This window comes from Clostridium phoceensis, assembly GCF_001244495.1.
Taxonomy (GTDB): domain Bacteria; phylum Bacillota; class Clostridia; order Oscillospirales; family Oscillospiraceae; genus Lawsonibacter; species Lawsonibacter asaccharolyticus.
Map to the genome: position 1 here is coordinate 1,272,109 of NZ_LN866274.1, position 19,519 is coordinate 1,291,627.

At 53.2% G+C, this 19,519-nt stretch carries 17 protein-coding genes, 5 tRNA genes and 1 other RNA gene; 22 read left to right on the top strand and 1 reads right to left on the bottom strand.

Translation table 11 applies throughout. The features are described 5' to 3' along the window. Nucleotides 1–167 precede the first annotated feature (167 nt). From BN1969_RS06955 to pgsW, 13 genes are all read left to right on the top strand, one after another. On the top strand, nt 168–1,031 hold the full coding sequence (locus BN1969_RS06955; protein ID WP_242850290.1) for a rhomboid family intramembrane serine protease: 864 nt from the start codon (nt 168–170) through the stop codon (nt 1,029–1,031). A gap of 161 nt (nt 1,032–1,192) precedes the next feature. Next, nucleotides 1,193–1,457, top strand: an RNA gene (ffs, locus tag BN1969_RS17040) — signal recognition particle sRNA large type. A 62-nt stretch (nt 1,458–1,519) separates the two neighbouring features. Next, nucleotides 1,520–3,223 (top strand): DNA polymerase III subunit gamma/tau, encoded by a 1,704-nt coding sequence (dnaX, locus tag BN1969_RS06960; protein ID WP_050623643.1) that lies wholly within the window; start codon nt 1,520–1,522, stop codon nt 3,221–3,223. A gap of 32 nt (nt 3,224–3,255) precedes the next feature. Continuing rightward, a complete protein-coding gene (locus tag BN1969_RS06965) occupies nt 3,256–3,600 on the top strand; it encodes a YbaB/EbfC family nucleoid-associated protein (protein ID WP_050623644.1) in 345 nt (114 codons plus the stop codon). A gap of 121 nt (nt 3,601–3,721) precedes the next feature. Further along, entirely contained in the window at nt 3,722–5,125 is a 1,404-nt protein-coding gene (locus tag BN1969_RS06970) for an MATE family efflux transporter (protein ID WP_242850291.1), read from the top strand. Between the two features lie 163 nt (nt 5,126–5,288). Further along, a tRNA-Val gene (locus BN1969_RS06975) sits at nt 5,289–5,364 on the top strand. 25 nt (nt 5,365–5,389) lie between these two features. Continuing rightward, nucleotides 5,390–5,466 (top strand) — tRNA-Asp (locus BN1969_RS06980). Between the two features lie 3 nt (nt 5,467–5,469). Continuing rightward, a tRNA-Phe gene (locus BN1969_RS06985) sits at nt 5,470–5,545 on the top strand. Nucleotides 5,546–5,587: 42 nt separating this feature from the next. Beyond that, nucleotides 5,588–5,663 (top strand) — tRNA-Gly (locus tag BN1969_RS06990). 7 nt (nt 5,664–5,670) lie between these two features. After that, a tRNA-Cys gene (locus BN1969_RS06995) sits at nt 5,671–5,744 on the top strand. A gap of 296 nt (nt 5,745–6,040) precedes the next feature. After that, the gene (gene pgsB, locus BN1969_RS07000) at nt 6,041–7,330 is read left to right on the top strand and encodes a poly-gamma-glutamate synthase PgsB (protein ID WP_147577024.1); all 1,290 of its coding nucleotides are present in this window, start codon (nt 6,041–6,043) and stop codon (nt 7,328–7,330) included. Continuing rightward, nucleotides 7,320–7,754 (top strand): poly-gamma-glutamate biosynthesis protein PgsC, encoded by a 435-nt coding sequence (gene pgsC / locus BN1969_RS07005; RefSeq protein ID WP_050623646.1) that lies wholly within the window; start codon nt 7,320–7,322, stop codon nt 7,752–7,754. The genes pgsB and pgsC overlap by 11 nt, the downstream gene beginning before the upstream one ends. Next, nucleotides 7,751–8,860, top strand: a complete 1,110-nt coding sequence (pgsW, locus tag BN1969_RS07010; protein ID WP_050623647.1) for a poly-gamma-glutamate system protein — start codon at nt 7,751–7,753, stop codon at nt 8,858–8,860. The genes pgsC and pgsW overlap by 4 nt, the downstream gene beginning before the upstream one ends. Before the next feature lie 98 nt (nt 8,861–8,958). Here pgsW and BN1969_RS07015 read toward each other — a convergent pair whose 3' ends face one another. Beyond that, nucleotides 8,959–9,933: an SIS domain-containing protein gene (locus BN1969_RS07015; protein WP_050623648.1), complete on the bottom strand. Its 975-nt coding sequence runs from the start codon at nt 9,931–9,933 to the stop codon at nt 8,959–8,961. 164 nt (nt 9,934–10,097) lie between these two features. Between BN1969_RS07015 and BN1969_RS07020 the strand changes: the two genes are divergently transcribed. The 9 genes from BN1969_RS07020 (at nt 10,098) to BN1969_RS07055 (ending at nt 19,517) form a co-directional block, all read left to right on the top strand. After that, nucleotides 10,098–10,940: a PfkB family carbohydrate kinase gene (locus BN1969_RS07020; protein WP_050623649.1), complete on the top strand. Its 843-nt coding sequence runs from the start codon at nt 10,098–10,100 to the stop codon at nt 10,938–10,940. A 355-nt stretch (nt 10,941–11,295) separates the two neighbouring features. Next, nucleotides 11,296–13,176, top strand: a complete 1,881-nt coding sequence (ggt, locus tag BN1969_RS07025) for a gamma-glutamyltransferase (protein ID WP_050623650.1) — start codon at nt 11,296–11,298, stop codon at nt 13,174–13,176. A gap of 109 nt (nt 13,177–13,285) precedes the next feature. Next, on the top strand, nt 13,286–13,912 hold the full coding sequence (locus tag BN1969_RS07030; protein WP_050623651.1) for a DUF6305 family protein: 627 nt from the start codon (nt 13,286–13,288) through the stop codon (nt 13,910–13,912). Between the two features lie 51 nt (nt 13,913–13,963). Further along, nucleotides 13,964–15,235 carry a TRAP transporter large permease subunit gene (locus tag BN1969_RS07035; protein WP_050623652.1) on the top strand — a complete coding sequence of 424 codons (1,272 nt, stop codon included), beginning with the start codon at nt 13,964–13,966 and terminating at the stop codon, nt 15,233–15,235. A 21-nt stretch (nt 15,236–15,256) separates the two neighbouring features. After that, a complete protein-coding gene (locus BN1969_RS17865) occupies nt 15,257–15,409 on the top strand; it encodes a hypothetical protein (RefSeq protein WP_154669727.1) in 153 nt (50 codons plus the stop codon). A 10-nt stretch (nt 15,410–15,419) separates the two neighbouring features. Then, the gene (locus BN1969_RS07040) at nt 15,420–16,550 is read left to right on the top strand and encodes a M14 family metallopeptidase (protein WP_050623653.1); all 1,131 of its coding nucleotides are present in this window, start codon (nt 15,420–15,422) and stop codon (nt 16,548–16,550) included. Then, entirely contained in the window at nt 16,547–17,353 is an 807-nt protein-coding gene (locus BN1969_RS07045) for a succinylglutamate desuccinylase/aspartoacylase family protein (protein ID WP_050623654.1), read from the top strand. The genes BN1969_RS07040 and BN1969_RS07045 overlap by 4 nt, the downstream gene beginning before the upstream one ends. A 171-nt stretch (nt 17,354–17,524) precedes the next feature. Beyond that, nucleotides 17,525–18,916, top strand: a complete 1,392-nt coding sequence (locus tag BN1969_RS07050; protein ID WP_050623655.1) for a HAMP domain-containing sensor histidine kinase — start codon at nt 17,525–17,527, stop codon at nt 18,914–18,916. Continuing rightward, the gene (locus BN1969_RS07055) at nt 18,891–19,517 is read left to right on the top strand and encodes a response regulator transcription factor (protein ID WP_050623656.1); all 627 of its coding nucleotides are present in this window, start codon (nt 18,891–18,893) and stop codon (nt 19,515–19,517) included. Before BN1969_RS07050 ends, BN1969_RS07055 begins: the two co-directional genes overlap by 26 nt. Nucleotides 19,518–19,519 lie beyond the last annotated feature (2 nt).

Consider the following 19,519-nt stretch of genomic DNA (forward strand, 5'->3'; position numbering starts at 1 on the left):
TTCTTTCTTTACTTTACAATGTTTCGGAGACAAATTCAATGCTGAATGAGAAAACTTTCCGGCCCATGGGAGACAAAGACAAATAATTTACAGATTTGTCATGGACAATTCCCGAAAACCGGGGTACAATGAAAAACGATTTGACACAAATGTTAGGAGGCTCCTGTATGGGCGCGATTTCCCGCTGGCTGGACCGCTTCTGCTACAAGCATCCCCGGCTCGGCATCCCAGGTCTGATGAAGTACATCGTCATCGCCAATGTAGCGGTCTATCTGATGGATATGTTCAGCAACGGCTACTTCTCCGCTATGCTGCGGTTCTACCCGGCCCTGATCATGGAAGGGCAGGTGTGGCGGCTGCTCACCTTTATCTTCGTCCCCACCAGCGGCGGTTTCATCCTGTGGTTTGCCTTGACCACCCTGTTCTACTACTACATCGGAAACGCTCTGGAAAACCAGTGGGGGTCTACCCGGTTCACCGTGTTTTACGGGGTGGGCGTCCTGCTGAACATTTTCACCGGGATGGTGACTTACTGGATCTCTGGTGCCTTCCTGGAGACTGCCAGCATGTACTACGTGAACATGTCCATGTTTTTTGCCTTCGCCACCCTGTACCCGGATATGCGGGTGCTGCTCTACGGGATCCTGCCCCTGAAAGTGAAGTGGCTGGCCTGGGTGGATGCGGCCCTCTTTGCCTTTGATATTGGTCATTACTTTATGAACGGCAACTGGGTCCAGGGAATGGTCCCCATTGTGGCCATCCTGAACTACTTCATCTTCTTCTGGGACGATCTGATGGCCATCCTCCGCCGGGGGAGCAGCCGGGCTGCTCACCGGGTCGATCCTCAGACCATCAACTTCAAAAAGGCTCAGAAGGAAGTCCAGAACCGAAAGGGCTATCTCCACAAATGCGCCGTGTGCGGCATCACCGACGCGGACGACCCCAACATGGAGTTCCGCTACTGTTCCAAATGCAACGGCTACTACTGCTACTGCATGAAGCATATCAACGACCATGTGCACATCCAATGAGGGCGGGCGCCCCCGGACCGACGGCCCGGGGGCGCCTTTTTGCGCGAGAGCTGGGGCGCTCCCTCCGATGGGAAAAGGCCGTGAAAAATCCTGTTGATAAATTCTGCCGGATGCAGTATAATATATCCCAGCTTTGTTCCAGACCTCGGTGTGGGGCAAGGCCGCACTAGTCGGGGAGATAGCGGTGCCCTGTTCCTGCAACCCGCTTCAGCAGGGATGAATCCCGGCCCCCGGACGTGCATTGTGCTGTCTGACCTGGATAAGCAGCGATGATAGACCGGTCCCGCGCAACGCGGCTCCGTGAACCGTGTCAGGCGGGGAACCGAGCAGCACTAAGCGGCCCGCCGCGTGTGCCGCGGGGTTACTGTTCTTGAGCCGGCTGTCCAGGTAACGGGTATAGTGTACGCTTCAAAGGCCGGTGTGCGGCCTTGCTCTGCATCGAGTATTTTTTGCCCGGATGGGCAGAGAAAAGGATTTGAGGTGATATCGTGTATCAGGCCCTGTACCGCAAATGGAGGCCCCGCACTTTTGACGATGTGGTGGGCCAGAGCCATATCACCGACACTTTGAAGCAGCAGGTGGCGGGGGGGCGGCTGTCCCACGCCTATCTGTTCACTGGGACCCGGGGGACGGGCAAGACCACCTGCGCCAAGATCCTGTCCCGGGCGGTGAACTGCCAGAGCCCGGTGAACGGCAACCCCTGCAATCAGTGCCCGGCCTGCCTGGGCATTGAAAACGGTTCTATCCTGGATGTGCTGGAGCTGGATGCCGCCTCCAACAACGGCGTGGACCAGGTCCGGGCCCTGCGGGATGAGGCGGTCTATACCCCGGCGGCGGTCCGTAAGCGGGTCTATATCGTGGACGAGGTCCATATGCTCTCCACCCCAGCCTTCAATGCGCTGCTGAAGATCCTGGAGGAGCCGCCGTCCCACCTGATGTTTATCCTGGCCACCACGGAGCTGCACAAGGTGCCGGCTACCATCCGCTCCCGGTGTCAGCAGTTCGCGTTCAAACGCATCCTGCCCGGACAGATCGCCCAGCGCCTGGAGTATGTGGCGGGGCAGGAGGGCATCGACCTGACCCCGGAGGGAGCGGCCCTTCTGGCCCGGCTGGCTGATGGCGGCTTGAGGGACGCCCTTTCCCTGCTGGACCAGTGCTCCGGCGGCGGACAGCAGGTGGACGAGCAGGCGGTGCTGGATACCCTGGGGCTGGCGGGAAATCTGGAGACCGCCCGGCTGATGGAGCTGGCCGCCCGGCACGACACTGCCGCCGCCCTGGAGACCCTGTCCCGGCTGTACGCCGGGGGAAAGGACGTGGGGGCGGTGCTGGGGGAGCTGTCCTCCCTGGCCCGGGATCTGCTGATGAGAAAGACGGCCCCCAGAGGCGGCAGTGCCCTGCTGACCGGTGGATATGACGAGACCACCATGCGCGGCCTGGGAGAGCTGCTTACCGCGCCCCGCCTGCTCCAGATGCTCAACCGCCTTCAGGACACTGCCGCGCTGCTGCCCCGCAGCAGCAGCCGGCGGACGGACGCGGAGCTGTGCCTCATCCGCCTGTGCGACGAGACGCTGGACGACTCGGCGGCCGGACTGTCCGCCCGGATCGCCCGGCTGGAGGAGCAGTTGGCCTCCGGCGTCCCGGCTCGGCAGACGGCCGGTTCGGCGGGGGACGGCGGGGCGGCGCAGCAGCCCGCCCGGCCTCAGCCGGCGCCCGTGGAGGCTCCTCCCTGGACGGAGGAGCGTCCGCCCCTGCCGGAGGAACCGGAGGAGGAGCGGACCCTGGAAGAGCCGGAGAGACGGCCTGCGGCGGTCCCGCCTGCCCAGCCGGCCGTCGCCGGGGGCGAGAGCTCCTTCTGGCCCGCTTTCGCGGCGGAGGCCAAGCGAAAGCTGCCCTCCGCGGGGCCCTATCTGGTGAACCCGGAAAAGACGGTGGGGACCTGGAAAAACGGGGTGCTGACCCTGTGGGTGGACAGCGCATTCACCAAGGCGATGCTCAACAAGCCCAACATCACGGAGGTGCTGGCACAGGCCGCCGGGCAGCGGTTCGGCGGGCAGGCCAGAGTAGCCTTCCAAATCGGGAAGCCCTCTCCGGAGGACCTGGGCACGGGGCAGGCCCCGGAAGCTGGACAGCGGGACGCCCTGGACGCCCTGCTGGAGTTTGGGGAACAGTTTGACAATATCATCATCAAGTGATATGGTTATATCGGAATAAGGAGTGGATGGATATGGCAAAGGGCTTTGGAGGCCGCGGCGGCATGGGCGGCATGGGAATGAACGCCAACATGCTCAAGCAGGCCCAGAAGATGCAGCAGGATATGATGCGCATGCAGCAGGAGCTCCAGGAGAAGGAGTACGAGGCCGCCGCCGGCGGCGGGGTGGTGACTGCCACTGTGACCGGCAAGCGGGAGCTGAAGGCGCTGGAGATCGATCCTGAGGCGGTGGACCCGGATGACGTGGAGATGCTCCAGGACATGATCGTGGCCGCCGTCAACGAGGCGCTGCGGGCTGCGGAAAACGATGCGGCTTCCACCATGCAGAAACTGACCGGCGGGCTCGGACTGCCGTTTTAAGAGGAACGACGCCCCATCCCCCCGGAAGAGACCGGAGGGATGGGGCGCTTTTTTACCGCTGGCGGGCGGCGGAGAGAGGAAGGCAGGGAGAGAAGCCGGGAAAGGCGGAAAGGAGAAAAAAGTGAAGCGGGAAAGTCCGGAAGAACAGCGGAAACAGATGCTGGAGGCCCCCATCCCGGGACTGATCGGCAGGCTGGCGGTGCCCACCATCATCAGCATGCTGGTGACCTCCATCTACAACATGGCGGACACCTATTTTGTCTCCCACATCGGCGCGGGGGATGGAGCCACCAGCGCCTCCGGAGCGGTGAGCATCGTCTTTTCCCTCATGGCGATCATCCAGGCGGTGGGCTTCACCGTGGGGATGGGGTCGGGGAGCATCACCTCCCGGCTGCTGGGGAAGGGATGGAAAGAGCGGGCGGACCAGTACGCATCCAGCGCCGTCATTCTGGGACTGGTGCTGGGGTTGCTGCTCATGTCCGTCTGCTTCGTCTGGATCGATGAGCTGGTCTGGCTGCTGGGGGCTACCCCCACCATCTATCCCTACGCCCTAGACTACGCCAGGTATATCATATTCGGTGCCCCGGTGATGATCCTGGCCTATATCCTCAACAATTTGCTGCGGTGGCAGGGAAAGGCCAACCGGTCGGTGATCGGCCTGGGATTCGGCGGACTGCTGAACATCGTGTTGGACCCCATCCTGATCTTCACCTTTGACATGGGCATCTCCGGGGCGGCCATCGCCACCCTGTTCAGCCAGTGTGTCAGCCTGGCTATCCTGGCCTCCTTCTTTGTGCGAGGGCAGAGCGACATCCGGGTCAGCCCCCGGCTCATCGCCCGAGAGGCCAAGGTGTATGGAGACATCCTGAAAAGCGGTCTGCCATCCTTCCTGCGGCAGGGCATGTCCAGTGTGGCCTCCGTGTCTCTGAACCTCAATGCGGGGCTCTACGGCGACCCGGCGGTGGCCGCCATGGGGATCGTGACCAAGGTGTTTACCTTCATCATGTCCGTCGTCATCGGCTTCGGCCAGGGGTTTCAGCCTGTAGTAGGCTTCAACTACGGTGCGGGGCGGCTGGACCGGGTGCGGGAGAGCGTGAAGTTCTCCATGAAGTCCTGCACCTTGGTGCTGACTGCGGCGGCCGTCATTGGGTTTCTTTTCGCACCCCAGGTGATCCACTTCTTCCGGGAGGACACGGAGGTGATCGCCATCGGGGCCCGGGCTTTCCGGTTCCAGTGTGTCAGCCTTCCCCTGGGGGCGGTGCTGGTCTTTGCCAACATGCTCTTCCAGTCGCTGGGGTGCTCCTGGAGGGCCTCCTTCCTGGCCGTATGCCGGCAGGGGCTGTTCTTTATCCCTCTGATCTTCCTGCTGCCCAGGCTGTTTGATCTCACCGGGCTGGAGATGACCCAGATGGTGGCGGACTTCATCACCTTCCTGTGCAGCGGCGGGATGCTGCTCCACTTCTTCCGTACGGAGCTCGCCCGGGAGGGGGAGAAGTCCCCGGCCCCCACAGAACGGAAGATGTAGAAATAGGGATGCCTCCGGACCGGTGGGCCTGCTGTCTGCTGGTCCGGGGCAGAAAAAAAGAGGAAACCAAAATTTGCGCAAAAAAAGTGAAAATAGTGGTTGACAAGATGGAGAGACTTTAGTATAATAAGCAAGCCGTCGTGAGACAGCGACAGCAAACCGGGGGAGCATAGCTCAGCTGGTAGAGCACATGCCTTACAAGCATGGGGTCACAGGTTCGAGCCCTGTTGTTCCCACCACATTGGCCCCATCCCATGACTACCTGGCTCGGTAGTTCAGTTGGTTAGAACGCCGGCCTGTCACGCCGGAGGTCGAGGGTTCAAGTCCCTTCCGAGTCGCCATTTGCCTCTGTAGCTCAGTTGGTAGAGCAGAGGACTGAAAATCCTCGTGTCGTTGGTTCGATTCCGACCGGAGGCACCAAGTCCCTGACGAGATAAGAATGATCCCGTCAGGGCACAATATGCGAGTGTAGCTCATCTGGTAGAGCGCCACCTTGCCAAGGTGGAGGTAGCGGGTTCGAGCCCCGTCACTCGCTCCATATTTTTGGTGCCATAGCCAAGTGGTAAGGCAGAGCTCTGCAAAAGCTCCACCCCCAGTTCAAATCTGGGTGGCACCTCCAGCGTCGGAGCAAGCGTTATATCGCTTGCTCCGATTTTTATTGAAATTAGAGTGCGCTCATTCTGCTGTTCCTTCTTCCGCATCATAACCACTTTGCTGGGCTGTGATGTGGTTTGAGTACGAACTAGGGAGTGACGGCATCTATAGTGTTTGGACAAGACATGGTCGGAGTAAGCGTTTGTGCGCTTGCTCCGATTTTTTATCAGAGGGGAGAGTATTTCCTAGTGAAGAGGGTACCCCTCTGTCTCTATTTTGGTTCCGAGTAGCAACCTGCCACAGGGGTGCGGCTTTATTTTTGTGGAAGGCTCTTGGGAGTACTATATTAAAACAGAGCTGCGGTGGCCAAGAGTCTATGGAAGAAGAAAAAAGTTTTACCGAACAGTCTTCTCAAAGAAAATGGTATTTGATATAATTGCTTATAAGAATATATATAATAAATATGAGGGGGAGGGAAATATGGAAGCTCTAATTTTGGTGCTTTTCCTGTTGATTATGATCCTATTAGGGTTAGAAGTGTATCAGGTCAAACGGGACAGAGCCTTGCTGCAGCATGTAGTGTATGTAAATGGAATCCGGGGAAAATCCACGGTGACCCGAATGATCGCTGCGGGATTAAAGTCTGGGGGCTGGTCAGTCTTCTGCAAGACAACTGGGACAGTCCCTCGGCTGATTGGAACGGACGGAGTAGAACGGCCACTGCGCCGCCGCGGGAAGGCAAATATACGGGAGCAGGCCCGGGTGATGCGTATGGCGGTCAGGGAGCATGCCCAGGTCCTTGTAATAGAGTGTATGGCTGTGGATCCATTTCTCCAGGAAATCTCACAGAGGAAAATCGTACGCTCTGATATTGGGGTGATCACGAATGTACGGCTGGACCATACAGAGGAGATGGGGCTGACCTTGGAAGAGATATGTGATTCCCTATCCCGCACCATTCCGGAGCATGGGATCCTTTATACAGCGGATACTCAATTTTGGGGCCAGATGGTGCGGAATGCAGAAAAAGTAGGGGCCAGGGTGGAATTGTCCCGCCCGGCAGATGATCTTCCAAATTTCGACTTTCCGGAGAATGTGGCGCTTGCCCTGGCTGTGTGCGGAGAGCTGGGAGTGGACCGTGAAGCTGCATTGGCGGGGATTTTAAGCTATCAGCCGGACCCATATGCCCTTTCGGCGTTCCGGCTTCCCCAAGGGGCTCTATTTATCAACGCCATGGCAGTCAATGATCCTAAATCCACATGCATGAATTATCGAAGGATGGCAGAGAGACTGAAACTGGATGGACATAAGCTGATCCTACTCATTAATAACCGTGCAGACCGGGGGTACCGTGCTATCCATATGGCGATGGTTGCGCATGAGCTTCAGCCGGAAGAAGTGTGGATCACTGGAGGGGCCCGAGGCGCGGTATGCCGGGAGATAAAGAAAAGACTGCCCGGCAGGCCGGTGTACAGTTTAGGCAGTGAAAAGGAGGTACCCCTGGATAGAACAGGATCGGATACTGTGATCTTTGCAGCTGGAAATTTGGCAGGACCAGGAAGGTCACTCATAGAACGTGTGGTGGGGGAGGGGAAGAGAATTGTACCATGAAATTGTTTTGATCGGGGTGGCCGTCAGTCTTTTGTTTACGGAACTGACAGGTTTTTCTCCAGCTGGGCTGATCGTACCGGGATATATTGTCCTCTGCCTGCAGACGCCGGTCAGAATTGTCTATACGCTGGTGATCGCACTCTTGGCATGGGGAGGCGGCAAACTGTTGGGAAATTTCATGATTTTATATGGCCGACGGCGCTTTGCTGTGATGATTTTATTGGCGTTTACCATTGATTTGATCATTGCCTCCTCTGAGATACTGCCTTATGATCCAGGAATCATTGGCGTGCTGGTGCCGGGCATCATAGCAAACGAGTTGGAACGGCAGGGAGCGGTAAAATCTCTGATGTCTCTGGCAGTGGTAGTAGGTATTCTGGCCTTGATCATGATGGGAATGGGAATGCAGGTGTTCCGGGTATGAACGGGAAACAGAGAGAAAAAAAGATTGTGCGCCTGCTGATGCTGTGTGCTCTGATCCTTTTCGGAGCAGTCTGGTGGGCGTCCTACGGAGTCCAGCGCGCTGAGACCTCATATGTGATGGAACAGCGGCAGGCAGCTGAGCTGCTGACCAGATGCTTTTCCGCAGTAAGGGGATATAAAGAGGAGCTCCATATCCCTATGAGCCAGGAAGATTATCATCAGACCGGTATGATCGGTCCCTACTATACAGGGATTACCACGACCCTTGGTGCCATAGAAGCTAAGAGAACGACTGCATGGCCGGATATGGGGGCGCTGTGCGTCAGATTGCTCTATGAGGCAGGGGTTCGGCCGGGGGACCGGGTGGCCGCAGGGTTTTCGGGTTCTTTCCCTGCAATGAATCTGGCAGTGATGGCAGCATGCCAGTCTATGAAAGTGGAAGTCATCCCCATTTCGTCAGTAGGAGCGTCTACTTATGGTGCTACTGATCCAGAGCTTACCTTTCCAGAGATGCTGCACCGGCTTGTGCAGGACGGCGTGCTTACAACAGACAGTGCCGCAGTTACGCTGGGAGGCGACAATGATACAGGAGATGGGATGTTGCCCGAGCAGAAGATGGAGATCTTGGAGCGGCTGGAGCAGGCGGGACTTGTGATCTTTCAAGAACCGAAGTTTCTGAATAATTTGGAACAGAGACAGGAGATCTATGAGCGCCAGGGCCCCATCCAATGCTTTGTATCTGTGGGAGGAAATGTGACCTCCATGGGTGTGGGAGAACGCGGGATCGCTTTGGGGCAGGGAGTTCTGGACCCAAGAAGCGCCATGCCGGTGACAGATCAAAGCGGTCTGGTGGAACGATACCTGGGAAGGGGAATCCCGGTCGTTCACCTGCTGAATATCAAGCAGTTGACCGCAGAATACGGCCTGCCATATGACCCGGTTCAATGGCCGGATCCGGGAAGCAGTGCAGTGTATTACAGGATACAATATCCGTTGCTTCCGATTGTACTGGGACTCCTGGCTGCGGCAGGGATCCTGTGCCTGTGCCGACATGTACGGATACAGCGAAGCAATATGTGGCACAGAGAGCTGCCGCCTACATCTTGAGGATACAGGGGAGAACTGTAAGATAAGAAGCGGAATCTACGAGGAGGGGGCCTGTCCTCAGGACAAGCCCCCTCCTCGTAGATATTTCGCGCATCTTCTCAATATTCTACTTTCCACATATAGTGCCGGTCATCCATGGAGTGCTTGCAGAGCTTGGACATCTGCTCTACAAAGAAACGCTCCAGCGGGATCATTACCACAGAGTTGAAAAATTCGGCAATTCTGGGATCAATGTGTTCCTCAATCCCAGTATCCTTAGCATCTATAACGATAAAGCGCTTTGCATAGGTTTTGAGGAATTTAAGTACACGTTCATCCAAAAAGCGTGAACGCCCGGTTGCCATCAGAAGGATCATCGGCTGAGTCTCGCTGGTCATTTCAAAGGGACCGTGGAAATATTCTCCGCTGTGAATCATAATGGCATTTCGCCAATGCATTTCCATAAAATGACAGTTTGCCATAGAATAGGCGGTCCCGTACAGCGGGCCGGCCCCCAGGACTTGAAAGAGAGGATCGTTTTGATATTCAACAGCAAAAGATTGTGCGGCAGGGAGCATGGATCGTTTGCTTTCTGCAACGATTGCGTCGATCTGGTCAAAGGCTGCCATAGCCTCATGGTACAGCGGATATCCTTCAAATTGATGCAGAATTTCAAACCCAAGCCGCAGTGCCATCGACTGGTTGGATTGGGAATAAATCTGTTCATCCCCATTGGAGTACACTACCACATATTCTCCGGCTTTTGCCATTCCGGTTTCAGGGGAGCCCGTCATAGCGATGGTAACAGCTCCGAACTGCCGTGCGCGCTCCACTGCATGCACGGTTTCTGCTGTGGCCTTCAAGGAGCAGCAGATTACGATGCACCTCTCATCCAGAGATTTCGGGGTTACATAATTGAACTCATTGCTGTTATAAATTGAGACCGCTATTTCATTGGCCTCACGCTCCAGAAGATACTTGCCAGGATAGATGGCAGCCTGTGAGCCTCCGCAGGCAACAAAGATGACGGCTTTCAACCCGCCCCTTGTGTCCAAGCGTCCCTTAATTTCTGTAATCATCTCTCTGATTTCCATTGCTGTTTCTCCTTTCAAATTGATAATATAAACTTATAATATATTCTAGAACAAGCATATAGATTTTAAAAGAAAAAGTCAAGAAATATTCTGCCTAAATCTTGACTTTTTTTGAAAGGAAAACTAATATAAATATATATACTGATTTAAGGGAGATGACTCAGATGAGGATCATTGGGATCGGAGATAATGTTTGTGACAAATATCGTACGATTTCCACTATGTTCCCAGGGGGACAGGCACTGAATGTTGCAGTTTATTGCAGACTTCAGGGGTGCTTCAGTGCATATATGGGGGTATTTGGGACAGACAGAGTAGGAAACCATATAAAAGAGACCCTGACGGCAGTTGGGGTGGAATTCAGCCGCTGCCGGACTTATGAGGGGGAAAATGGCTATGCAGTTGTTGATCTGATAGACGGTGACAGAAGTTTTGTCAGCAGCAATAAAGGTGGGGTGCTTCGGGAGCACCCTCTGCGCCTGACAGCGTCCGACCTGTCTTATATTGACAGTTTTGAAGTGGTCCATACCAGCAATAACAGCTATTTTGATGACCAGCTTCCACTGTTGAAGCCGCTTGTACCGCTGGTTTCCTATGATTTTTCCCGCTCCTGGGAGGATATTGAACGCAGACAGCATATATGCCCTTGGCTGGACATAGGTTTTCTGTCCTGTTCGGATTCTGATGAGGACAGCGTACGCACCCTGCTGGAACAGATACACGAGGAGGGGTGCGGAATCGCCGTGGCAACCATGGGGAGCCGAGGAGCCATGGCATGGGACGGAAGAGAGATGGCGTATCACACCCCAAAGCTTGTACAGGCGGTGGATACGTTAGGTGCCGGAGATTCTTTTGCAGCTGGTTTTCTCATGCGATATCTAGAGTTGAAAACCAGCGGGGCTTGTTCCAAACCATATCTGAGGCAGTGTATGGAAGCGGGAGCCGAGCTTTCCGCCCAAACATGTATGGTGCATGGAGCGTTTGGATTTGGGGTACCAATTGAATAAAAAATCTTATGTTTATTTAAAGAAACTAACAAATACATTTATATGCATATATAGTTTTTTATATCTTTAAATGTTAAAAAAATATAAAAAATATTAAATTTTTGAATATAGTCGGTGAAAAATCTTTTATTATTGCGGAATAAACAAAAAATATTCGTCAAAAGCTAAATTTTTTATTTTTTATGTGAGATTAAAAAGATAAAATAGACATCTAGAATTTTGCATGTTAAAGTTGATTTAAGAAAGGAAATGACCTTTCCTACCTGTGTGCACACATATAAAGATGCGAGAGGACTATCACACCAGAACGCTAATGGCCAATAGAAATGACAGAGAAATGTAAGGAGGTACAAAAATGAAACAAAGACGCCAACTCGCAGCCCTTACCCTCTCAGCCGCTATGCTGATCAGCATGACAGCTTGTGGACAAGGAACTCAGCCTTCAACCAGCAGTGTCCCGTCTTCCTCCTCTCAGCCCAGCGCCTCTCAGTCAAGCAGCGCATCAGTGCCCTCCTCCCCAGAAGGGGAATCCGATTATCCGCTGAATAATCAGGGCGGGATCGCCGCAGCAGAGGGAAGCGATATCGGAACGGCGGCAACGACCTTAAGCACACGGGATGCTTCTGGATACAACGGTGCCGTCACCTCTGGAAAGCAGGAGGCTTCTGAGGTTGGTATTGAGGTCCTGAAGGCGGGAGGAAACGCGATCGATGCCTGCGTGGCCACCGCACTGGCCATTGGATTTTTTGAGCCGAACGCCAGCGGACTTGGCGGCGGCGGATTTATGAATATCTACCTGGCCGATGAGCAGAAGAACGTGGCCATCAGCAGTCAGTTCCCTGCACCTGAGGATATCCCGCTGGACTATTTTGAGTACCTGCTCAATGAGGACGGCACCCGCAACCAGGAGCTTTGGAGTGAGTTCAATTCTTCCGGTAAGGCGGTATCCATTATGAAAGCCCTGTCCACTTATCAGGTGGCGTTGGACAATTGGGGGACCATGACACTCTCTGAGATCATTCCCTATGTTACTCAGGCGGCCGAGCAGGGGATTCGAGTGACAGAGAATCTGCACAACCTGATCGACAGTTCCTATGAAAAACTGTACATGCATGAGGCGTCCCGAGAGCTCTGGCTGAAGGACGGGCTGACTGTTCCCGAAGTGGGAGATGTCATTTACAACCCCGATCTGATCGATACTCTAAATCTGATCGCAGAAAATGGAATCGAATATTTTTATGAAGGACCCATTGCACAGGAGATCGTGGACATCATCCAGGCCGACGGCGGTGTGATGAACATGAATGATCTGAAGACTGCAATGACTGATGTTCTGGTCATTGATGATCCAGTTGAGGTGACCTATCGGGGCTATAAGCTTTACAGTATGCCGCTGCCCAGCTCTGGCGGAGTGATCGTGGGTGAAATCCTCAATATTCTTGAGAACTTTGATCTGGCTTCTATGGGGCACAATACTCCTGAAAGCATCCATGTGATCTCGGAAGCCATGATGCGCGCGTATGCCGACCGGGGTGCATATTTGGGCGACCCCAGCTTTGGCGATATCCCCATTACCGGCTTGAGCTCTAAAGATTATGCCTACTCTCTTTATGAGCAGATTACAGATGAGGCCACAACTGAGCTGGAGGCCGGAGACCCGATGCCTTATGAGAGTGCCTCCACTACGCACATGTCTGTCATTGATAAAGATGGCAACATGGCATGCATGACCCAGTCTATTAGTTCCCACTTTGGCTGTGGCATTACGGTTCCCGGACGAGGCTTCCTGCTGAGCAATGGTCTGACCAGCTTCGATTTGGAGCAGGGTAAGCCCAACTCTGTGGCGCCAGGCAAGCTCTCTCTATCCAGCATGACACCAACTATTTTGGTCAGCCCTGAAGGAGAGCCGGTTCTGATTTCTGGATCTCCTGGAGGTGAGCGCATTATCGCCTGCATGGCCCAGACAATCATCAATATTGTGGATTTTGGAATGAATGCCCAGGATTCCGCCGATGCACCCCGAGTCTTTGCTGGAGCGGATTGCGTCATCCAGGTGGAGGGACGGATGCCTCAGGATGTGATCGATGAACTGGAGGCTATGGGGCATACCGTAAAGGTTGGTTCAGACTGGGACGCCAATATGGGTAGCTCCAACACTATTACTTATAATCCTGATACTGGTGAGCTTCATGTGGCCGGGGACCCGAGACGGGATTCGCAGGGCGTCGCATATTGATCTTTACCAGATGTACGGATTCCTGTGCATGGAACCGGCCAGGGCCTTCTGGCCTTGGCCGGTTTTTGCAATTTCAATGTCAAGACATTTCTGAAAGGAGAATTTAATTATGAAAAAGGTGCTGTCTTTTGTGCTGGCGGGGGCGATGGTGCTTTCCTTAGCCGCATGCGGAGATCCTGGAAGTACCTCCGGTCAGGCCCCGGGTTCCGCAGGGAGCTCTACCCAGGTCACAGAGGTGACAGGGCTGACAGAACCTATTGCGGAGACCCCTGCCCTGATCACCTCTGCAGGGCAGAGTGCTGACGCATCTATGCTCAGTGCGATTTTAGAGAAGGCCGGGTTCTCCTGTGATATTGAGACAAGCATTGGGGCAGACAGCTTTGATACCTCTGCCTATAAGACCCTGATCATTGGTGTGGGCGGCAGTCAGAAGGGGCTTGGAGCCGCTGGAGTGGATGCCGACGTGGAGCAGGAGCGCGTGGATGCGGTGATAGCTAAGGCTGAGGAGGCGGATATGACTATCATTGTCGCCCATATCGGCGGGAGTGCCCGCCGCGGTGAACTGAGTGACGGCTTCATCTCTGCGGTTTCCCCTAAAGCTGATTATCTGCTGGTCGTTGCTGGCGGAGATGATGATGGACTTTTTACCCAGATTGCATCAGAAAATGGAATCCCAATGGATACCGTTGAAACATTGGCGGATGTGGGTACTGTGCTCCCAAAGGCATTCAAATAATTGTGAGGTGGCTGCATCAGCCCCTTCTGTTGAACAAGAAGGAGTTGTCATATGTCTGAACTGCTGATTTTCCTGCTGATGATCGTCATCTTTGCGGGAAGTTGTTTCTTCCTGAAGCTGCCTGTGGGAATTGCATTATTGCTTTCCTCGGTGGGCGGGGCCCTGGCTGGCGGCTTTGGAGTTCCGGTGAAGTTTATGGTGGAAGGTACCATGTCCTTCCTAGATACCATTCTGGTCATTGCCTGTGCAATGATTTTTATGAAATGCATTCAGTATTCTGGTGCCCTTGATATGCTGAATCGATTCTTCCTTCGCAGATTCCACAACCATAAGGTCATCCTGCTCCTGCTCCTTATGCTGATTATCATGTTCCCAGGTATGATCACCGGATCCTCCACCGCAGCGGTAATCAGCGCAGGTGCGATTGTCTGCCCGATCCTCATCGCGATGGGGATTCCTGCAGAAAAAGCAGCGGCTATTATTGCGCTTGGTGGTATGTATGGTGCCACAGCTCCTCCGGTCAATATTGCAGTTATGACCATTGGTGGAGGTGTAGACATCCCCTATGTGGGGTTTGGAATTCCACTGCTGCTTCTCTCTGTCCCACTGGCAATTTTTTCGGTGCTGGTCCTTGGGCTAAAGGACTGTAAAAATATGGACTATGAGCAGGTCAAAATTCAACTGCAGATCAGAGACGATGAAAAGATGTCTTTTGTCATGCTATTGCCCGTCTTTGTTCTGCTGGCGCTGATCCTCCTTCCCTCTATGCTGCCGAATATCGTCCCATCTCTGAGCATGACTATTGTTTTTATGATCAGTGCACTGCTCTGTATCCTGACCGGGAAAAAATTTTCGGTTTGGGCAGCGATTAAAGAGGGAGTGAACAGCTCACTGCCTGTCATGGGAATCTTGATGGGGGTTGGGATGTTTATTGAGATTATGACTATGACCGGAGTTAAGGGCTGGCTGGTCGTTAACTGCCTTGCTCTTCCCGATGCCTTGATTTTTGTGGCCATTGCGGTTACGATTCCGCTGTTTGGAGCCATCTCTTCTCTGGGGGCAGCGTCTGTGTTTGGTGTCCCGTTCCTGCTGGCCCTCATGAGCCGGGATACGATTGTGGTTGCTGCTGCACTGGCCTCTATTGCCAGTGTGGGTGAGCTGATGCCGCCTACCGCCCTTGCTGGCATTTTTGCGTCCAAGGTCGCGGGACTGGAGCAATACACCGGTGTTCTGAAGAAGTGCCTTCCCTCTGCGCTGCTGATCATTGCCTGGAGCCTACTGTTTATCATTTTTGCCAACCCAATCGCGTCCCTTCTCCCCTGAGAACCGCAAGGAGGTGTCATTGTGACGATCGTAACTATCGTATCCTGGCTGATCATGGTGTTTGTAGGAGTTGTAACCGTATTTTGCATTTTTGAAGAGAAAGACATCAAAAAGCAGATGAATGCGGCGCTGGTCCTGCTCCCAATTGTCCTGCGTGCCCTGATGATCAAATAGGAGGAGTGCCATGAAGAAAAATTATATTTCTGCACTTGCAGTCCTGGCATGTGTAGCTGTTTTCTGTACTATTTCTGGTAACAGCTTTCACCAGATGCGGACCGCTACAGAAGAGATTATTCCCGGAGAGGGCGTGACAGAGGTCCGAATGCTCAGCGATTACTTCCCTGATTTAGCTGGTACTGCCGGGGATACTCAGATTTATGTGCTTCAGGGGGAGCAAGAGGGAGGCAGCTGCCTGATCCTCGGCGGTACACACGCAAATGAGCTGGGCGGTCATATGGGAGCGGTCCTGTTTGTAGAAAATGCAAAAGTAGAGGCAGGAACGCTGTATGTCATTCCCCGAACCAACAACAGTGCCTTTACGCACAACGACCCCCAGGAAGGGCATCCCAGCACTGTACATATCACCACCGATGAAGGAAACGTCCGTGAGTTCATCCATGGATCCCGGGCAACGAATCCGGTGGATCAGTGGCCGGACCCGGATGTCTATGTCAACTATATGGGTCAGTCCTTGTCAGGAAGTGAGAACCGCAACATTAACCGTACTTACCCGGGGAAGGCGGATGGGACGCTAACTGAGATGATGAGCTATGGTATTGTCCAGCTGATCAATACGGAGAACATTGATGTTACTGTGGACCTCCATGAGGCAAGCCCTGAATATCCTGTCATTAATGCTTTGATTGCCCATGAACGGGCCATGAATCTGGCATCGAATGTGGTCGTGGACATGCAGATGGAGGGAGTGCAGATATCCCTGGAACCCTCCCCGACAGATCTGCGCGGCTTGACCCACCGTGAGCTTGGCGATCACACGGATACGCTGGCGCTTTTAATGGAAGCCCCCAATCCCGCCCAGGGCCGCCTGCGTGACCGCACCGATGAGGCGCTCGTCCTGACAGGCAAGTCGGAGACTTATGTGAAGGCCGGTGAGATTGGGCAGCTCTATGTGCCCTATGACGAAAATGGATGGCCCATTGAGGTGCGCTGTGCCCGCCATGTGTTTGGAATAGAGCGTATCCTGGCCAATTACAGCGAAATGTATGAGGAGCCGATCATTGTCACCGGGATGCCCAGCTATGATGAGCTTGTGAAAAATGGAATGGGTCCCTACCTCAATGAGCCTACCACGTGATCAAGGCAGGATCGACAGAAATGAAAAAAGAAATAAAGTGGTCGATTGCGGCAGTACTCCTTCTGTGCATGGGAGTAGTTGTGTACTTTTTGTTTTTGAGGCCTGCTCCGGTGTCACATACGACCTTTTTCCTGGCTGAGGGGCTTGCAAGTCAAACAGAGTGTCACATCATGGACTCTGGGAAGGAGGGGCCGACAATTTTCCTGCTGGCCGGCACGCACGGGAATGAACCCGCCGGATTCAAGGGTGCGGAGCAGCTGCTGGAACGGCTTGAACCAAAGACGGGACGCATCATTCTTGTACCGCATGCCAATCAGCAGGCCATTGAGTTGAACCAAAGGACCGCATCGGATGGCGTGGATATGAATCGTTCCTATCCTGGCGCAGAGGATGGAAATCCCATTCAGGTCTTGTCTGCACAGATTATGGAGCTGATCCAAAAATATCAGCCAGTCTGCGTGGTTGATATGCATGAGGGAGTCAATTTCTACGGCGTAAACGGCAGCATCGGAAATTCTATCGTGGTGGGACAGACACAGAGCGGATTTATCAATGCTCTGGATATACTGGAGATGGTAAACAGCCAGAATGGAGATTATCCTGATTTTGCTCTGGAAGGAAACGCACCTGTTGGAAGTCTGAACTGTACGGCATCCAGGGAGCTGGGGATTGATGCGTTTACAATAGAAACCAGCCAAAAGCTGCCCATGGAAGTGCGGGTCAGCCAACAGGTTTTGATTGTTACAAATATCCTGCAGCAATATGGGATGGAGTTCAAACTGCGCCCGGAGTCCGGGGGATAACAAAGAGCACAGGCGTACAGAGCCAATTCTGTACGCCTGTGCCTTGTTGCTGTGCATGCTTGTTTAAAGAGGATTTTCCGCCGCAAGAGTGAAAAACTTTGCATTTTGCATTGGTTTTTGCTATTCTAAAAAAGAGCCCCTGTTGGGAAGTTTTGTGATTGTGAGGCCAGTATGGGGATAAAACGATTGTCTATTACTTGGAATGCGGTGAGAGTCTTCCAGGCGTTGGGACTGATGGCAGTTGGATTACTGACCCCTCTGATTTTTACAGAGCGGAATTTCCGGATCTATGATTTGCTCTATCAGGCGATGAATGAGCTGGATTCCGGTTTTCTGGCATTAGGGGCCATTCACCTGATTGCCCTGAATACCCTTCGTTCTGGTCCTGACTACTTGGCCATAACGCTTTTGATGGATGGGATTAGCATTCAGTGGAATGGACGGGAGATCCCCTTTGTTAAGATTCCATTCTGCTGCCTGTTCCAAATTTCACTTTACCAGGTCGTATATATGGTCTATTCCCTAAGACTGGACATCGGCATGCCAGCTATCTTAGTGTTTATCTGCATTGAATTGCTGACTCGGTTTTCTTTCCGCCTGCATTACAAGCTGATCATCATCACCCTGTTTCTCATTACCGTGCAGGGGCTGGATGTTTTGCCGGTCATGACAAAATTGGGATTTGGAAATGGTGAGATCTCCACTGATATCAAGGCCATAGCGCCCATTTTGGACGCTGAATTGCTTCTGACTTATTTTGTGCTGTTGCTTCTGTGCTTTTTTGCCACCGCTACTGTTTTAATGGGGCTTCTGGATCTGGAACAGCAGCATTTGATTCAGGCCCACCGAAAGGCAGAACAGGATGAGCTGCAGCTCTACCAGGCTAGAATGAAAAATATTGAAATGAGGTCGTTTCGGGAGATACAGAATTTGGTCCATGACCTCAAGACCCCGCTTACCACCATTCAGGGGCTGGCTGGACTTTCGGAGGAGCTGGTAGAGGATCCAAAACTGGCCAAATATCAGAGGAGGATTGTGAATGCATGTGACCGGATGGGACAGATGGTTTCTGAAATTCTCTATGAGGACCGAATGTCCCTGGTCCCGACAGAGCGGCTTCTGCGCCTGACGCTCTCCTGCATGGCGTCAAACCCCTTGGTTTCTCGAATTTCTGTCCACAATGAGTGTCCTGAGGTTCGGGTATATGTGAATTCCATCCGTATGGCTCGAGCATTGGTAAATCTGCTGGAAAACGCATGTAAAGCGATTGACCCGGAGAAAGGGGAGATCCAGCTGATTGTATCCTGCTGCAGTGGGACAACCCATTGGGAAGTAGTGGACAACGGTATTGGCATAAACCCAGAGATCCTTCAGCGTATGTGGACACATGGCTATTCTGAAAGCGGCTCCACAGGACTGGGGCTCAGCTTTGTGCAGCAGGTGGTTGATCTTCATCACGGAACAATAGAGGTAAAGAGCAGTCCCGGAGAATATACAAGGATCACGATCACCCTGCCTCAAAATAAAGGAGAGCACAATGGGAAAGAACATTTTATCAATTGATGATGACGAAGACATCCTCTATACAATTCAGGAGATCATTCTTCATCAAGGATGGACGCCCCTGCTGGCAAGAAACTTCAGAGAGGCTGAGCACATTCTGACGCAGTATGGAAATGGAAGGCTGGATCTGATCCTTGTGGACTATCACCTGCCTCAGCCGGACGGAATCCAGATTGTCCGCCGTATGAGAGAAATGGGGATCAATGTGCCGATTGTTGTGCTTACCATTGAAGAGCAGACAGCAGTCATGGAGCGTTTTCTAGAAGCCGGCGCGGATGACTATGCAGTCAAACCCATTAAACCTGTGGATTTGGTCTCCCGCATCAATACCCATCTGCGCTACCACGAGAAAGAGCAGTTTTACTCTGAGGCGGATAAGGGCATCAACCAATCTACATTGGAGATCATTGTATCCTGCCTTTCCTGTTCGGAAGACTATTTGGACGTAGGAGTCATTCAACGGCAGACAAATCTCAATCCCAAAACGATACATCGATATTTGCGATATTTGATTCGTGAGCAGATGGTTGAGGTCAAAAATACCTATGGAAAACGGGGGAGACCCAGAGCATTTTACCGATGGGCAGGCCGGAAAAGATAGAT

Bases quoted from the DNA above. Each gene is read 5' to 3' on its own strand.
- ggt (WP_050623650.1), top strand. From the start codon at position 11,296: ATGAAACAAAGACGCCAACTCGCAGCCCTTACCCTCTCAGCCGCTATG.
- BN1969_RS06965 (WP_050623644.1), top strand. From the start codon at position 3,256: ATGGCAAAGGGCTTTGGAGGCCGCGGCGGCATGGGCGGCATGGGAATG.
- BN1969_RS07035 (WP_050623652.1), top strand. From the start codon at position 13,964: ATGTCTGAACTGCTGATTTTCCTGCTGATGATCGTCATCTTTGCGGGA.
- BN1969_RS07015 (WP_050623648.1), bottom strand. From the start codon at position 9,933: ATGGAAATCAGAGAGATGATTACAGAAATTAAGGGACGCTTGGACACA.
- BN1969_RS07050 (WP_050623655.1), top strand. From the start codon at position 17,525: ATGGGGATAAAACGATTGTCTATTACTTGGAATGCGGTGAGAGTCTTC.
- BN1969_RS07030 (WP_050623651.1), top strand. From the start codon at position 13,286: ATGAAAAAGGTGCTGTCTTTTGTGCTGGCGGGGGCGATGGTGCTTTCC.
- pgsW (WP_050623647.1), top strand. From the start codon at position 7,751: ATGAACGGGAAACAGAGAGAAAAAAAGATTGTGCGCCTGCTGATGCTG.
- BN1969_RS06955 (WP_242850290.1), top strand. From the start codon at position 168: ATGGGCGCGATTTCCCGCTGGCTGGACCGCTTCTGCTACAAGCATCCC.
- BN1969_RS07055 (WP_050623656.1), top strand. From the start codon at position 18,891: ATGGGAAAGAACATTTTATCAATTGATGATGACGAAGACATCCTCTAT.
- BN1969_RS07040 (WP_050623653.1), top strand. From the start codon at position 15,420: ATGAAGAAAAATTATATTTCTGCACTTGCAGTCCTGGCATGTGTAGCT.
- BN1969_RS07020 (WP_050623649.1), top strand. From the start codon at position 10,098: ATGAGGATCATTGGGATCGGAGATAATGTTTGTGACAAATATCGTACG.